The following is a 15,785-nucleotide window of genomic DNA, read 5'->3' on the forward strand; positions in this document are numbered from 1 at the left end:
ATGCCGATCACCTCGCTCGTCTCGAACGCCAAGGAGCTCACGCTGACCATCGTGGCCGAGTATGCCGTGCCGGTGGAGCGTCTGTGGGACGCCTACTCCGACCCGCGGCAGCTGGAGCGCTTCTGGGGTCCGGAAACTTGGCCGGCGACCTTCACGCGCCACGACATGCGCGTCGGCGGTGAGTCGCACTACTACATGACGGGCCCCGACGGCACGAAGTCGGCCGGCTACTTCAAGTTCCTCGCCATCGAGCCGCTCAAGCGGATGGAGATGCAGGACGGCTTCACGGGCCCCGACGGCCAACCGAACGACGGCATGCCGTCGATGCGCATGGTCTTCGCCTTCGAGTCCACCAAGAGCGGGTCGAAGTTCACCAGCACCACGTACTTCCCCAGCGTCGAGGCAATGGACGAGCTGGTGAAGATGGGCATGATCGAGGGCACCAAGTCGGCGATGGGCCAGATCGACGCGGTGCTGGCCGACCTCAAGTCCTTTGCATCGGACCGCACGACGGAGGCGCAGCTGTTGAGCGACACGCAGGTGCGCGTGAGCCGCGTGATTCGCGGCAGCGTGGAGCAGGTGTGGCGCGCGCATCACGAGGAGAAGTTGATGCAGCGCTGGTTGCTCGGACCGGACGGCTGGACGATGCCCGTGTGCTCGATCGCCAACAAGGTTGGCGACGCCTACCGCTACGAGTGGGAGTCCGCCGACAAGGCGCAGCGCTTTGGATTCGAGGGCGAACTGCTCGAGAGCGCCGCGCCGGTGCGTGCCGTGACCTCGGAGCGGATGATTGGGGTGCCGGGTCCGCAGACCACCAACGAGATGACCTTGGTGGCAGTGCAGGGCGGGACGCTGCTGAGCATTGTCATCACGTATCCGAGCAAGGAGCTGCGCGATCAGATCCTTGGTACGGGAATGACCACCGGTATGGAGGCGAGCTACGCGCGCTTGGAGCAGCAGGTGCTTGCGTCCGCCTAGGACGTCGCGCGCCGCCGCTCCGCTGTCGGCTGCGTCGGGCCGAGGACATCTCGCACTCGCCCGCGCAGCCGCGGCAGCAACTCCGCCTCGAACCAGGGATTGTTCGTGACCCAGCGGCGGTTGCGCGGGCTCGGATGCGGCAGCGGCACGAGAGCAGGCCACCGGCTCTCCCAATCGCGCACCACATCCGTCACGGAGCGCTTGGCACCCGGAAGGTGATAGGCCACCGCGTAGGCGCCGAGCACGACGGTGAGCTGTACGGCGCCGAGATGTCCCAGCAGCTCCTCGCGCCAAGCGGGTGCGCATTCCGGACGCGGCGGTAGGTCGCCGGCGCGTCCAGTCCCAGGGAAGCAGAATCCCATCGGCACCAGGGCAATCTGCGAGGCATCGTAGAACGTTGCCCGCGTGACCCCCAGCCACTCGCGCAACCGGTCGCCGCTGGGATCGTTGAAAGGGATTCCTGTTTCGTGCACCCGCCGCCCCGGCGCCTGTCCGACGATCAGGATGCGCGCACGAGGATCCACCTGCACGACCGGCCGGGGTCCGAGCGGGAGATGCGCAGCGCAAATCTCGCAGCCACGAATGCGACGAAGGAGCGTGTCGAGCGAACGGGTGGGCGGCAAGCGAATCAGGGCGCTTGCCGGAGGACGAAGTCGCCCGGTCGCGAACCGGACTCCACGCGCCAGCCGGTGCCCACCACCAGGCGCCAGGTCTCGCCAATGAGCGTGTCGCCATCGGTGCGGAACGGTGCCGGCAGACGCAATGTCTCTCCGTCGGACGACTCGAGCATGCCCGTGGACTCCAGACTGCCCCAGGGCGCCGTGACGCGGTACGACAAGTACACGATGCCCTCTCCCGGAATGGACGTCGCGCCGCGCGTGATCAACGCCGCACCGCGCCCGCGCGGAACGATCAATACCGGCCCCTCGACGTAGCGCCGCCGCAGCGCCGCAACGTGCTCCCGCTGCACGCGGTCGCGCTCGACTTCCACGGCCCGAAGCTCGTCGCCGCCGTACTGTTGTGCGGCGCCCGCTGGCTCCGCCGCCGGTGACACGTTGGCAGCCGTCGCGACCAGCTCGCCAAGGTCGGAGCTCGGCGTGATGCGACGCGTCCAGCCCGATGCGTAGCCGTCGAGCAAGAGCCCGTACGCGGTGCCGAGCGGGTACGCGAAGGTCCGCACGAAGGAGGGCGCCGTGTCGCTGTGCACGAGCTGTTGCCGCGCGTCCGCGATGGCCGCGGCTGGCGTGTCGAAGGCCACGACAGTGCCGGTGTACTGGGCCAGCCCTTCACGGATCTCATCCGCACGCTCGCGTGCCGCCGCTTCGGGAAAGATGCGACGGCGTTCGGCACGGAAGGCCAAGGCATCGGCGAGCGCGGCGCGCCGTGCGTCGGCCTCACTTGCGAGCGCCCGGCCGAGCGCGCGGTACTCGAGCCGCAGCCAGTAGCGTCCCTCAAGCGCATCGAGATGCTCGTTGGGTTCGGCGCTCACCACTAGCCCGAGCTGCGGCTGCACGCGATGGAACATCTCGTGCAATAGGAGGCGCCCGCGGGCGCCGGCGTCCTCAGCCGGGATCATTGCCCAGACGTAGGCTGCCCAGCGCTCCTCGCCCCAGGCAATCGGTGCATTCACGAATCCCAGCACCCGTGGCCGCGCAGCGGCGGGTGCCGGCTGGCTCGTGGCAAGAGTCTGCGTCTGCGCATCCGCGAAAACGAGCGGGCCGCATAGCGAGATGCCCCACAGGCGGCCCCCCTCTCGCTGACACAGGGTCGCAGCCTCCGCGAAGTACCGGGCAGCGAGGACGCTGTCGACCTGCCCAGCGGCCGGCATCGGAGCGGCCGCGAGCATCAACGCGCAAGCCGCGAGTAGCCGAAATCGGTGGGGCACCATCCTTCGAACGTACCTCCGCTGTCAGCACCTCACCATCCCGGCGGCTGGAGGCGGAAGTCTCACGACCGCGGCGGTGACCGTCGTGCGGCAGTCCCTGCTCCAGCCCCTGCCAGTGCCGCCGACACTCTCAACCATGCCCGTGTCCGACCCGCTGAGAGACCGCCTCTCCGAGGCCGTCGCCGGCGACTACGCATTGCTCCAGGAATTGGGGCGAGGCGGGATGGCGTCCGTCCATCTCGCCCGGGACCTCGCGCTCGATCGTCTCGTCGCCATCAAGGTGATGGCGCCGGAGCTGGCTGCCGTGCCGGAGATGGCGGAGCGCTTCCTGCAGGAAGCGCGCATCGCGGCGGCGCTCTCGCACCCGCACATCATCCCGATCCACGCCGTGCGTCGGCGTGGCGACCTGCTGTACATCGTGATGCGCTACGTGGCCGGGCGCCCGCTCGACCAGGTGTTGCGACGCGCCGGTCCGCTGCCGCTGCCGATGGTCCGCGCGATTCTCACGCAGGTCGCGGCCGCACTCGATGTGGCGCATCGCGCCGGCGTCGTGCACCGTGACATCAAGCCGGCGAACATCCTGCTCGACGAGCAGGGCGATGTCGTGGTTGCCGACTTCGGTATCGCGCGGCTCGGCGAGCAGCCTGGCCGCACGCAGGCGGGGCAGACCGTCGGCACGCCTGAGTATATGAGTCCCGAGCAGTGTGCCGGCGAGACGGTGTCCGGGGCGACTGACCAGTACGCGCTTGGCGTCGTGGCCTACGAGTTGCTCACGGGCGCGCCGCCGTTCACCGGCGAGGGCCTCGTGCAGATCGTGTGGCGCATGCTCAACGAGCAGATTGCGCCGCTGGCCGCGCGCCGTCCGGACTGCGCGGGACAGGTGGCCGCGGCTGTCCATCGAATGCTGGAGCGCCACGCGTCAGATCGCTGGCCGAGCGTCGGCGAGGCGGTCCGCGCGATGGGTGCGCTGGCATTGCCGGAGAACGACCCCGTGCGGCGCGCTCTTGCCGCATTGGCGCGGGGCGATGCATCCGCTGTGACCGCCGCAGCGACTGTCGTCAGCTCGCCGCAGCACGCACCGGCCGTGACGCCGCCGCCGCGTGAGCTTGCCGCAGCCCTGCAACTGCCCCTTCCCGGCGCCGTGATGTGCATCGACGACGCCGTTGGCTTCGTCCCCGAGGCGCGCGACGCCGCAGGAGCACCGCTGCAGGGTGCGGCGCTCGATTGGTCGTCGAGCGATCCCGCGGTGGCCCGAGTGGATGCAGAGGGCACTGTCACCGCCATCCGCGCTGGCTCCGCGCGGGTGATGGTGCGATCCGGCGAGGCTCTGGCGGCGATGGCCATCGTCGTGACCCGGGCCGCGCCACGCCTGTTGCGCATCACTGCGCCTGCCGAGCCGCTGGAGGTGGGCGACCGCATCACGCTTGCCTTGGCCACGGGGGACACGCCGGGCTCGTTGCCGCATCCGCGGCTGGCCGCTTGGCGCTCGAGCGATCCGACCGTGTGTACGGTGGACGCTACTGGCCGCGTGCACGCGCTGGCCGAGGGAACGGTCGAGATTCGTGCCAGCGCAGGTGGAGTGGTGGCTACGAAGGCACTGCGCGTGGAGCGTGCCCGCGTGTCGGCTGTGCATCTCGCGGTACCAGCGCCGCGCGTGGCGCCGGGCGCGCAGCTGCGGCTGGCCGCATCGCCTGCGAACACGCGCGGACATCCGGTGCCCGGCCTTCCCGTCAGCTGGGAGGTCAGTAACCCGGCCATCGCGGCCATCACTGCAGACGGTGTGCTGACGGCCCGCGGACGCGGACACGTGATGGTGGCAGCGCGCGTCGGCGGCCGAGTGGGAACGGCGCGCGTCCTCGTCACCGATGACTGCTAGCCACTCTCCTAGAAGCGGAGCCGGAAGGCCAGTCCCGGCGCGGGGCGTGCACCGCGACGCGCATCAACGAGTGGTGTGACTGAGAGTCGTGGGGGCGCGAGCTGTCGTGCACGCAGTGTCAGCGCGCGACTCGCTACCACCATGCCTGCGGCGCCGACGCCGAGGTTGAGCACGGCCAAGCTTGTGGTCCTGCTGTGGTCCAGTCCCTGGACGCCCAGCACGATGGCCGCTGCGCCGGCCAGAAGGCCAGCGTACGGGAGGACGCGCGGCTGCAGACTCGGCGACACGAGCAGGCTGGCCACCGCCAGGCCGGTGTTGAGGACGGCGCTGGTCTCGAGTGTCTGGGGCGAGACGCGGGGAGGGGGCTCCTCGAAGATGGGAGGTCCGTAAGTCGGCTGGATCCGCGCGGCCTCCTCCAGAAGAAGCCCGTGCTCGTCCAACCAGCGCCCGAACTCCACGTGGGACGCCAGCGCGGGCACCCGCACGTGGTTGTCGTTCTCTACGATCTCGTCAATCAGGTCGTGCTCACCCGTCGTCGCGAGCAAGAATCCGACGGCGCAGAGCACGCCTGTCTGCTGATCCCGGAAGTACGGCACGAACCGACCAGGAAAATCGCGGTTGATCGGGAACTGCCCGGCGTCGCGGTACGCGCGCAACCTCCTCGTGAGCTCGGCACGGTTCCGCTGCTGCGTCGTCGTAAGTCCGCTGAGGTCGCGCGACGCCATCATCGCGAGCGCGCCGTCCAGGTGAGCCTGCACCCGCAGGACCTCGGCTGTCGCGGGCGCGGTGGACAAGGGCGATGTCGCGAGCGACACGGCGGTGGCGACGGCGCGCAGAAGCATCGGGACTCCGTGGCAGGGTTTGAAAGCAGACTACCCAGCGATCCCAGAAGGCGTCACCTCGTGGGCAAGCGGTCGCACTCGCCGGCGGGTGCTTCCTCGCCACGCCGTCGCTCAAGTGCTACCATCACTGCTCACCCGCCGACCCTAGAGACCCATGCCACGCCGCCTCGCCCTCGCCGCCGTCCTCGCCCTCCTTGCGACGCCCGTCGACGCGCAGCAGGCGCTTCCATCGGTCGCCGAACAGGTCGCCGCCGCCGTGCTGCCGCTACCCGCAGAGTTGCGTGCGGGCGCCACGGTGCTCGGCTACCGACAGCCCGGCCAGCTGGTCGAGCTGCGTCGTGGCAGCAACGGCATGCGCTGCCTCGCCCTCTACGCCGTGCGCGAGGACTTCCACGTCGCCTGCTACCAGGACGGCTTGGAGCCGTTCATGGCGCGCGGGCGCGCATTGCGCGTTGAAGGTGTCGAGGGCCCGATGGTGGACTCCGTGCGCTTCCGCGAGGTTGCCGAGCGCAAGTTGAAGCTGCCGGCCTACGGCACGCTGTACTCGATCACCACGCAGCGCGCGAACTTTAACGCCGCGACGAACACGGTGAAGGAGGCAGGCCTGCTGGCGGTGGTCTACATCCCGGGTGCGACTCCGGAGAGCACCGGACTCTCCGCACGTCCGCGTCGCGATGGACCTTGGCTGATGTTCCCCGGCACGCCAAAGGCGCACATCATGATGGTGGGGTCGATGAATCCCTGAGGCGGCTCAGCCGCGGTTGACGCGCGCCGCAACCGCCCGCGCCATCCGCTGCGCCGCCGCCGGATGCGTGCGGAGCCAGAGCTCCGGTTCGATCAGCTCGAGCTCCATCACCTGGAGCGCGCCGTCCGGATCACGCACGAGGTCCACGCGCCCGTAGATCGGCCGCGGCGACACCGCCGCCATCGCCCGCTCGGCGAAGGCGATCTCCTCGGCACTCGGCACCACCTCGATCCAGGTCCCGCCGTGGTCATCCTGCACGCGGAAGTCACCGGGCCGCGCGCGCTTGCGCACCGCGTGGGTGACGAGGCCATCGATCACCACGAGCGTCAGTTCGCCCTCGGTGAGGATAGACGGCACGAAGGGCTGCAGGATGAACGCTTCCTCCGCGCGCAGCGCGGCCAGCGTGTGCCCGACCGCCGCAGCGTTCACGCGCGAGACACGATGCGTGTGCCGCGCCGCGCCCGAGACACAAGGCTTAATGACGGCTTCACTCCAGCCGCAGCCGTCCAGCACCTCCTGCAGGCTGCGCGGATCGCCGGCCTCGATGAACACCGAGGGCACAGTCGGCACGCCTCGACGCCCGAGGTCATCGAGGTAGTGCTTGTCGAGGTTCCACCAGATCGTCTCCGGCACGTTCAGCAGCTGCGTGGCCTGCTCCGCACGTCGTAGCCAGGCGCTGAACTCCTCGAAGCGGTCGAAGTAGTCCCAGGTGCTGCGAAAGACAGCTGCGCGGAACTGCGACCAGTCGACAGACGGGTCCGCCCAGTCCACCCGCTGCGCCGAGAGGCCCTCGGCGGCGAGGCCCTCCATCAAGAGTGCATCGTCACGCAGGATGTTGCCGAGATACCAATCGTCCGCTGCCGCGGCCTCGGCGAGGTAGCGGCGATCGGTCAGCAGTGCGATGTCGGGAGCGTGGGACAACGGCGTAAGGCGGGCTGTGGGGGAACCGGACGACGGGCGCGCGACGCGACGCCTACTGCAGCCGCCGCGCAAAGCAGTGCTTCCGCCCGACCTCGATCTCCGTGCGGTCCACCTTCACATAGCGCGTGATCTTCTCGGGATACGTCTCCAACGGCACGCGTTCAAACCCGCAGTTGAGGAAGAGCTCGTCGGAGTACGACACCGCGAAGAGGTCCGAGTACCCGCGCTTCTTCGCCAGCTTCACCGCGGCGTCGATGAGCTTCTTGCCGTAGCCGAGCCCCTGCGCATCCTGCTCGATGGCCAGCGAGATGATCTCCGCCACCGAAGGCGAGTACTCGTCGAGCGCGATGCAGCCGATGACGCCACCCTGCGCGTCGCGCAGAACGCGATAGTCGCCCAAATGGTTGGCCGCGAACTCAGCGGAGCGCGACAGCGTCTGGCCGGAGGCCGCGAATCGGTTGTTGAGCGACAGCAGTTGCCCGATGTCGGTCTCGTTGGCGGTGGTGATGCGGGTCATCGTTCGACGGCCTCCAGCCGACGCAGGGCGATGCGAATGGGAATCACGGTGGCGCCGATGCAGAGCAGGGCGGCGAGGCCAAAGCCCAGCGCCATCTCCGTGGGCTCGATCGGTTGCCCGAAGGCCTTGGCGGCAAGGTAGCCATACACGGGCCGCGCCTCGAGCACGACCACGCCGCCGATGACGGCCACCGACGCCATCATATAGAGGAGGCCCCCGAACGACGTGGGGATCTGCGCGGCGTTCTCGGTCTCGAACTGCGGGAACATCGTGCCGAAGCCGATGGCCATCCCACTCAGCGCGAAGGTCATCAGCGTGATGCTGCCCACGCTGACGAAGAACATGAAATCGCTGACCTCGAGCAGATAGTCCGTCACGCCGACAATCGCGACCGCGAGGATGAGCAGTGGCGTCGTGCCCACCCAGAACTTGGCCCAGAGCAGGTCGCGCACGGCCATTGGGCTGGAACGCAGCAGCCACAGCGTGCGCCCCTCGAGCGAGACGCCGGGGAAGATGAAGCGCGCCGCGATCGACGCGAGCACGAATCCGGCCAGCACCAGGTTCAGGAAGGGCACCACGTTCACGAGGAAGAAAGTGATGCCTTCGCCGCGCAGCGGCAGGAACTTGATGTTGTAGACGTAGACGACCACCAGCACGGCCAGCAGGATGAGCTGCGACCACTGCGTGGTGTCGCGGAAGAACAGTCGCAGTTCCTTGAGGACGAGTTCGCGGCGCAGGATCCCAAAGGGCGAAAGCAGCGTGTCGCCGAGCGTGGCGAGGAAGCCGCCCTTCTTCACCCAGCGCTGCGCGCTCTCCTGCGCCTTGCTGAACCCCGTGTGGTAGAGCCAACGGTGGAGCAGGGCACCAAGCACCACCGCGGCGGCCGCCGTGCTCCACAACATGTAGAGCGAGAGCCAGTCCGGCCGCTCCTGCAGGAAGCCCATCGTCGCCTTCGACACCCACTCGCTGGGCAGCAGCGGCGAGGTCGGCGTGCGGAGTACCGTGATGAACTCCATCAGCGAGCGGAATCCCTCGGGGCGCGCCAGCCGCTCGGGGCGGATCAGCCGGAACAGCAGCACGATGCCACCGGCCGCCAGCACCGCGATCACCGAGAGGATGTCCCGCGTGCGCCGCGCCGGGAACACGTTCACGAGAATCAAGGTCACCGCGCTGCCGACCACCGCCGGGATGACGAACATCGGCAGCATCACCGCCAGCGCCACGAGCGGGAACAGCAGGCCACCCTTGTACACGATGCCATATGCCGTGAACATCGGGATGGAGACCAGCACCACCATCCAGCTCGATGCGACAATCGTCTCCAGCAGCTTGGCACCGTAGAGCCGCAGCCAATCCACCGGCGCCGCCACGAGCATGTCGAGGTCCTTCGCGAGGAAGAAGCTCGACAGCGCCGTGATCACGTTCGACAGCAGCAGGATGGACGTGAAGCCCAGCAGCATCAGGCCGAGCAGCTTGCCCGCCAGCAGCGCGCCGATCTCCTCGACGCCGCGGAAGTACGTCAGTAGCCGGTAGAGCACGCCGAAGATGAAGGCCCAGAACATCACGCCGACGAAGGCGAGGATGCCGAAGCGTGCGCCGCGGCCCTTCTCGCCCTTCACCGTGCGCGCGCGCGCCGTCAGCCACTTGGGCAGTAGCAGGTGTAGCAGCGGCGGATCAGGCAGCGTTGCCTGATGCTCGCCCGTCGGCCCCAGCAGGGGCGGCTGCAGGACTTCAGGCGTCGAGGACATCCACCAGGTCCCGCGCCGCGTTCTCGCCCGTCAGACGGAGGAACAGTTCCTCGAGCCCCTTCTCGCCGCCCTGCAGCTGCTCACGCAGGTCGCGCATCGTCCCGTACGCCTTGATCTCGCCCTGCACGATGATGGCCAGGCGGTCGCAGAGCGACTCGGCCACCTCCAGCGTGTGCGTCGAGAAGATGATGGTGTGGCCGCGGCGCGTGTACTCGCGGAACAGGTCCTTGAGGATGCGCGCCGCCTTGGGGTCGAGGCCCACCATCGGCTCGTCCACGACAATCACCTCGGGCCGATGCACGAAGGCGCTGGAGATGATCAGCTTCTGCCGCATGCCGTGCGAGTAGCTCTCCACCAACTCGTCGCGCCACTGCTCGAGGTCGAACAGCGCCAGCAACTCGCGTGCGCGGTGCTCGACCTCGGGGCCTTCCTGGTCGTACAGCCCTGCGACAAATCGCAGGAACTCCGAACCGGTCAGCTTCTCATAGATGAACGGCCGGTCAGGAATGAAGCCAAGCTTGGACTTGGCGCGCACTGGATCTCCGATGAGGTCCACGCCCGCCACGGAGATGGCGCCGCTGGTCGGCTTGAGGATGCCGGCCATCATGCGCAGCGTCGTCGTCTTGCCCGCGCCGTTCGGCCCGAGAAACCCGAAGAGTTCGCCGCGCGGCACCACGAGGTCGATGCCCTTCACGGCCACGAAGTCGCCGTACTGCTTGGTCAGCTTCTTGATCTCGATCATCGGGCGTCCAGGATGTCCACCTTGAGGTTGCCGACGAGGCGCAGCAGCTCGCCCTGTCGCGAGAGTCCGCCCCGGATGAAGCGCAGGTGCGCGGCATCGGCGGGGAACTGGCCGAAGGTCGGGTCCACCGCCACCCAGTCCCGCAGCCGCACTTCCGGCCAGGCGTGGTAGTAGAACTTGCCGTTCACGTAGGCCAGCCCGGTGTTGATACGTGCCGGGATGCCCGCCGCACGCGCCAGCGCCACGAAGAGCTGCGTGTGCTCATTGCAGTCGCCGCGCCGCGTACGCAGCACCTGGATGGCGCTCGGCACGCTGATGGTGATCGCCTTTTCCAGCGAGTCGAATACCCAGCGATTGATGCGTTCGGCCACCACGCCGGGATCGCGATCGTTGCCGGCGATCCGCACGGCGAGGTCCACGATCTCGCGGTCGTTCACCTGCAGCAGCGGTTCCGCCGCGAGCTCGGCCGCGTAGCGTTGCCGGAAGCCCTGCGACACACTGGCCAACGACCAGTCGGGGTTCAGTGCGCCGGCTGGCTCACGGAAGACGCGCAGCGTATCACCGTTCAGCGTCTGGCGTCCGCCGCGCAGGTCGAAACTCCCGAGCGGCACACCGGTCAGGCGCGCCGTGAGCACGCGGGGTGCGGCGCGGCCCGGCATCTCCCCGGCGGCGATGGCCGTGCCCTCGAGCAGGTCGCCGAGCGATCCGCTGCCGCTTGAGCCGCTCGCACCGCCCGCGGCACCGAGGTTGCGACGCCAGTTCTCGAACGCGAGCTCGTAGGCCGAGCGGCGCAGTGAGATGCCGCCGGGCTGCGTGCTGGCGACGACTCCACCGTTGGCATCCACCCAGCCGCTGAAGCCGGAGCCTTCGCCCTCGGGTTCGAGCTTCCACGCGCGCACCGTATCCTCGTGCGCCGCGATCCAGCGGTTGCTCGCGGGGTCGTAACCCGCGCTGTCGACGACCGTGAACAGCGACTCGGCGGCGATCCGCACGCGAGCCTCCGCCGGCGACATCGTGCGCGGGTCGAAACTGGCCAGCGTCACCACGGCGCCGACCTTCGGTTGCTGCACCAACACGGCGGCTGCCGGAATGAGCGTCGGCACGAGGATCGGTCCCTCGACTGCGATGCGCTGCGTGTCGCTCGGTTGTCCGGGCATCTGGAGCACGAAGGCGACGGCGCTGTCACCCTCAACGCCGCCAGACACCGACATCGGCGCATCCGGCGCCTCGATGGCCACGTCGAAGCGTCGCAGGGCCAGCGCACGTGAGAGCGTGATCACGCTGCGCGCGCTCGCGCGCAGGTTCTGACCCGCCACCGGCAGGTCGGCGATAAAGTAGTCGACGACCTCGAACGTGGTCCCGGTCGTGTCGATCGTGGTGGAGGCGAAGCCGATCTGTCGGCCGTCCTGCTCCACCACGTAGTAGTTGGCGCCCGGCGGCAGGCGCATCGCCGCCTCGGCGAGGATGGCCGCACGCTCGCGGAAGAACTCGCGGCGCACCAGCGCGACGAGGCCGGCACTCCAGGCGAGCAGCACGACGATGGCAGTGAGGCGTCGCCTGTTTCCGCGCGGCGGCGCTGAGGGCCGCGATGGCGTCGCGCTCATCCGCGCTGCGCTTCCCGTGCGCGCTTATACCAGGGCGCGGCGTCGGCGGAGCGGCCGAGTCGGTCGAGCACCATGCCGACGCCCTTCATCGCACGCCAGTTCTCGGGGTCGAGTTCGGCGGCGCGCTTGTAGTTGGTCTTGGCGTCCTCGAGCCGATCGGCGTGGTTGAGCGCCTCGCCGAGGTAGTAGTGCGCCTGGGCGTGCTCGGGAGCGGCGGCGACGCCGCGCTCCAAAGGCTCGATGGCGTCCTTCCAGCGCGCACGGCGGCAGGCGAGGATGCCGGTCTGCACGAGGATTTCCGGGTGCTCCGGCTGCAGCTTGGCGGCGGCCTTGATCGCCTTTGCCGCATCGTCGTACTTGAGCGTCGCGCCGAGCGCGCCGGCGCGCGCGCAGGTGATGGCGAAGGTGTCGGCGCCGGCTGCAGCGGCCTTGTCGAGGGCGGCGAGCGAGCCGGCCGCGTCTCCTGTGCGCTCCAGCGCGGCGGCATACGCCAGCGCCCGCTGCGTATCGCCGGGCGTCTGCTCAAAGGCGAGGCGCAGTGCCTCCAGCGTGGGGCGCAGGGCCCGCGCGGCGGACTCGTTGCTGAGCCGTTTGGGGCCGGAGTCCGGTTCCGGAATCGGCGGCTGGCGCACCGCCGCTCGAGCGGCCATCGCCTTAGGGTCCACCACGGCCCGGATGGGCATGATCGGCGTCGCCTTGCTGGTCGGAGCGCTCATTCCGTCAATGCGACGGGCCACGAAGCGCGTCTCTTCCAGCTCCGAGTCGTCATAGGACCACTCCCCGCACACCGGCGGCTCGCGCAGCGGCACGGCCACGACCACTTCCTCGATGCTCCCAGTGGGGGCCACGAGCGGTTCGCCGTCGAACATGCCGAGGGCGAGCTGGGCGGGGTCGGGGGGGAGCGGGCGGTCGTCTGACAAGCTGCTAGGACGGAGGACGGAGGACGGAGGCGGAATGGCCCTCGGAACTGGGCCGCAAAGCTGCCCCCCACAATGTAGCAAGCGGAGCGCCGACGCAGTTCGCTTCCGTCCTTCGTCCTCCGTCCTCCGTCCAAGGCCATCCACAGACCCCGACCCTACCATAAAGCCCGCCACGTCGCGAACTTAGATGACTATGCCCGGCGAAGCCCTGATCGTTCGCGGAGCCCGCGAGCACAACCTCAAGAACGTCTCGGTGACCATTCCCCGGGACAAGCTGACGGTCATCACGGGCCTGTCCGGGTCAGGCAAATCGTCGCTGGCCTTCGACACCATCTTCGCCGAGGGGCAGCGGCGCTACGTCGAGTCGCTCTCGGCCTACGCGCGGCAGTTCCTCGGGCTGATGGAGAAGCCCGATGTGGACGCCATCGAAGGACTGTCGCCGGCCATCTCCATCGAACAGAAGACGGCGGGCGCGAACCCGCGCTCGACGGTCGGCACGGTCACGGAGATCTACGACTACCTGCGACTGCTCTACGCCCGCGCCGGTACGCCGCATTGCCCCAACTGCGGGCGCGCGGTGGCACGACAGTCGCCAGCGCAGATCGCCGACGTCGTGCTGGGCTGGCCGGCGGGCACGAAGATCGAGGTGCTCTCGCCGCTGGTGCGCGGTCGCAAGGGCGAGTTCCGCGAACTCTTCGAGGACGCGCGCAAGCAGGGCTTCGTGCGTGCGATGGTGGACGGCGAACTGATTGAGCTGGCCGAGCCGCCCAAGCTGAATCGAAGGCAGAACCACGATGTCTCGGTGGTCGTCGACCGCTTGGTCGTGCGTAAGGAAGATCGCGGGCGCCTCACGGATTCCATCGAGACGGCACTGCGGCTCTCGGAGGGACTGGCCGAGATCGTGCGGCACGAGGGCGGCAAGCGCGCCACGCAGCTCTTCAGCGAGAAGTACGGCTGCCCCGACTGCGGCATCTCGATGCCCGAGCTCGAGCCGCGGCACTTCTCGTTCAATTCGCCGTTTGGTGCCTGCGCGGAATGCTCCGGACTTGGCACGATGCGCACGGCCAGCCCGGAGCTCATCCTCGGCGATCCAAGCATTTCGATTCTCGAGGGCGTGATCCTGCCCTGGGGTGAGCCGGACGGCTATCTGCGTCGCGTGATCCTGCCGGGCCTCGCCAAGCAGCTCAAGTTCGAGCTCAACACGCCCTGGGGCGACCTGCCGGATCGCGTGAAGTTCGAACTCCTGTTCGGCACGCAGTCCAAGAAGAAGGACGACGAGACGCGCTGGGAGGGCGTGCTGGCCAACGTCCAGCGCCGCTACAACGAGACGACGTCCGACACGGTGCGCGGTGAGCTCGAGGAGTACATGGTGGTCGGTGTCTGCCCCGCCTGCCATGGGCGACGCCTCAAGCCGGAGTCGCTGGCCGTCACGATCAGCGGCCGAAACATCGGCGAGTTCACCGAGAGCTCGGCGGCGGACGCGCTGGCCTTCGCCGACAGCGTCCCGGTACGGGAGGACGGCAAGCCCGGCCTCGACCCGGGCATTGCGGGGCCGATCCTCAAGGAAGTGCGCGAGCGCCTTCGCTTCCTCGTGGATGTGGGCCTCGACTACCTCACGCTGGACCGCTCCGCCGAGTCGTTGTCCGGCGGAGAGGCGCAGCGCATCCGCCTGGCCACGCAGATCGGCTCTCGGCTCGTGGGTGTGCTGTACATCCTCGACGAGCCGTCGATTGGCTTGCACCAGCGCGACAACGCGCGCCTGCTGGAAACGCTGAAGCGACTACGCGACCTCGGCAACACGGTGCTTGTGGTGGAGCACGACGAGGAGACGATTCTCGAGGCGGATCACCTGATCGACTTGGGCCCCGGCGCTGGCAAGCACGGTGGCGAGGTGATCGCCGAGGGTACGGTGGCGCAGGTGAAGAAGGTCGCCAAGAGCATCACGGCGCAGTACCTGACGGGCAAGAAGAAGATCCTGCGCGCCGAGGGGCGGCGGCCGATCGACAAGGACCGCATGCTCAGCGTGGTGGGCGCGAAGGAGCACAACCTGCGCGACATCACGGCCGAGTTTCCGCTCGGTTGCTTTGTCGCGGTGACGGGCGTGAGCGGCTCCGGAAAGTCCACGCTTGTCGAGGACATCCTGCAGAAGACGCTGTCGCGGCACTTCTTCCGGGCGCGTGTGGTGCCGGGCGCGCACGACCGCATCGCGGGGCTCGAGCATCTCGACAAGGTCATCGACATCGACCAGACGCCGATCGGCCGCACGCCGCGATCGAACCCGGCGACGTACACGGGCCTCTTCACGCCGATTCGCGAGCTGTTCGCCGAGATGCCGGAGGCGAAGCTGCGCGGCTACGGGCCGGGCCGCTTCAGCTTCAACGTGAAGGGTGGCCGCTGCGAGGCCTGCCAGGGCGACGGCCTGGTGAAGATCGAGATGCACTTCCTGCCGGACGTGTACGTGACCTGCGAGCAGTGCCGCGGGAAGCGCTACAACCGCGAGACGCTGGACGTGAAGTTCCGCGGGCTGTCGATCTCCGAGGTGCTGGACATGACGGTGGAGGACGCGCTGCAGCTGTTCGAGAACCAGCCGCGCATCCATCACAAGCTGGCGGTGCTCAATGACGTGGGCCTCGGCTACATCCACCTCGGTCAGAGCGCGACGACGCTGTCAGGTGGCGAGGCGCAGCGCGTGAAGCTGGCCACGGAGCTGGCGCGCCGCGACACGGGGCGCACGTTGTACATCCTCGACGAGCCGACAACCGGCTTGCACTTCGAGGACGTGCGTGTGCTGCTCGACGTGCTGCACAAGCTGGTGGACCGCGGGAACACGGTGTTGGTGATCGAGCACAACCTCGACGTGATCAAGACGGCCGACTGGATCGTGGACCTTGGGCCCGAGGGTGGGTCCGGGGGCGGGCAGATCGTTGCGTCCGGCACGCCTGAGGAAGTGGCTCGGGTCGCGACGTCGCACACGGGGCAGTATCTCAAGAAAGTTCTCTGAACTGCT

At 68.6% G+C, this 15,785-nt stretch carries 13 protein-coding genes; 4 read left to right on the forward strand and 9 right to left on the reverse strand.

From position 1 onward, the window contains the following. Complete coding sequence (locus tag KF709_10035) at window positions 1–978, forward strand: SRPBCC domain-containing protein (GenBank protein MBX3174742.1); 978 nt, start codon at window positions 1–3, stop codon at window positions 976–978. On the opposite strand, the gene KF709_10040 is transcribed toward KF709_10035, so the two are convergent. Both KF709_10040 and KF709_10045 read right to left on the reverse strand, forming a co-directional pair. Continuing rightward, window positions 975–1,502: a uracil-DNA glycosylase family protein gene (locus KF709_10040; GenBank protein ID MBX3174743.1), complete on the reverse strand. Its 528-nt coding sequence runs from the start codon at window positions 1,500–1,502 to the stop codon at window positions 975–977. The two genes, KF709_10035 and KF709_10040, sit on opposite strands and share 4 nt — an antisense overlap. 104 nt (window positions 1,503–1,606) lie before the next feature. Beyond that, the gene (locus KF709_10045; protein ID MBX3174744.1) at window positions 1,607–2,824 is read right to left on the reverse strand and encodes a hypothetical protein; all 1,218 of its coding nucleotides are present in this window, start codon (window positions 2,822–2,824) and stop codon (window positions 1,607–1,609) included. Window positions 2,825–2,999: 175 nt separating this feature from the next. Between KF709_10045 and KF709_10050 the strand changes: the two genes are divergently transcribed. Continuing rightward, a complete protein-coding gene (locus tag KF709_10050; protein ID MBX3174745.1) occupies window positions 3,000–4,739 on the forward strand; it encodes a protein kinase in 1,740 nt (579 codons plus the stop codon). Between the two features lie 8 nt (window positions 4,740–4,747). Here the strand turns inward: KF709_10050 and KF709_10055 are convergent, their stop codons facing one another. After that, window positions 4,748–5,581, reverse strand: coding sequence for a hypothetical protein (locus tag KF709_10055; protein ID MBX3174746.1), 834 nt, complete (start codon window positions 5,579–5,581; stop codon window positions 4,748–4,750). Between the two features lie 154 nt (window positions 5,582–5,735). Here KF709_10055 and KF709_10060 point away from each other — a divergent pair, with 154 nt between their 5' ends. Beyond that, window positions 5,736–6,326 (forward strand): hypothetical protein, encoded by a 591-nt coding sequence (locus tag KF709_10060; GenBank protein MBX3174747.1) that lies wholly within the window; start codon window positions 5,736–5,738, stop codon window positions 6,324–6,326. Between the two features lie 6 nt (window positions 6,327–6,332). Here KF709_10060 and KF709_10065 read toward each other — a convergent pair whose 3' ends face one another. From KF709_10065 to KF709_10090, 6 genes are read right to left on the reverse strand one after another with little or no spacing between them, the layout of a single operon-like run. Beyond that, complete coding sequence (locus KF709_10065; protein MBX3174748.1) at window positions 6,333–7,247, reverse strand: hypothetical protein; 915 nt, start codon at window positions 7,245–7,247, stop codon at window positions 6,333–6,335. 52 nt (window positions 7,248–7,299) lie between these two features. Then, window positions 7,300–7,764: a GNAT family N-acetyltransferase gene (locus KF709_10070; GenBank protein MBX3174749.1), complete on the reverse strand. Its 465-nt coding sequence runs from the start codon at window positions 7,762–7,764 to the stop codon at window positions 7,300–7,302. Next, complete coding sequence (locus tag KF709_10075; protein MBX3174750.1) at window positions 7,761–9,512, reverse strand: hypothetical protein; 1,752 nt, start codon at window positions 9,510–9,512, stop codon at window positions 7,761–7,763. The genes KF709_10070 and KF709_10075 overlap by 4 nt, the downstream gene beginning before the upstream one ends. After that, a complete protein-coding gene (locus KF709_10080; GenBank protein ID MBX3174751.1) occupies window positions 9,496–10,254 on the reverse strand; it encodes an ABC transporter ATP-binding protein in 759 nt (252 codons plus the stop codon). The genes KF709_10075 and KF709_10080 overlap by 17 nt, the downstream gene beginning before the upstream one ends. Then, complete coding sequence (locus KF709_10085) at window positions 10,251–11,858, reverse strand: transglutaminase domain-containing protein (GenBank protein MBX3174752.1); 1,608 nt, start codon at window positions 11,856–11,858, stop codon at window positions 10,251–10,253. The genes KF709_10080 and KF709_10085 overlap by 4 nt, the downstream gene beginning before the upstream one ends. Next, window positions 11,855–12,727, reverse strand: a complete 873-nt coding sequence (locus KF709_10090) for a tetratricopeptide repeat protein (protein MBX3174753.1) — start codon at window positions 12,725–12,727, stop codon at window positions 11,855–11,857. Before KF709_10090 ends, KF709_10085 begins: the two co-directional genes overlap by 4 nt. Window positions 12,728–12,971: 244 nt before the next feature. Between KF709_10090 and uvrA the strand changes: the two genes are divergently transcribed. Further along, on the forward strand, window positions 12,972–15,779 hold the full coding sequence (uvrA, locus tag KF709_10095) for an excinuclease ABC subunit UvrA (protein ID MBX3174754.1): 2,808 nt from the start codon (window positions 12,972–12,974) through the stop codon (window positions 15,777–15,779). Window positions 15,780–15,785 lie beyond the last annotated feature (6 nt).

It is taken from the genome of Gemmatimonadaceae bacterium (genome assembly GCA_019637445.1).
GTDB lineage: Bacteria > Gemmatimonadota > Gemmatimonadetes > Gemmatimonadales > Gemmatimonadaceae > Pseudogemmatithrix.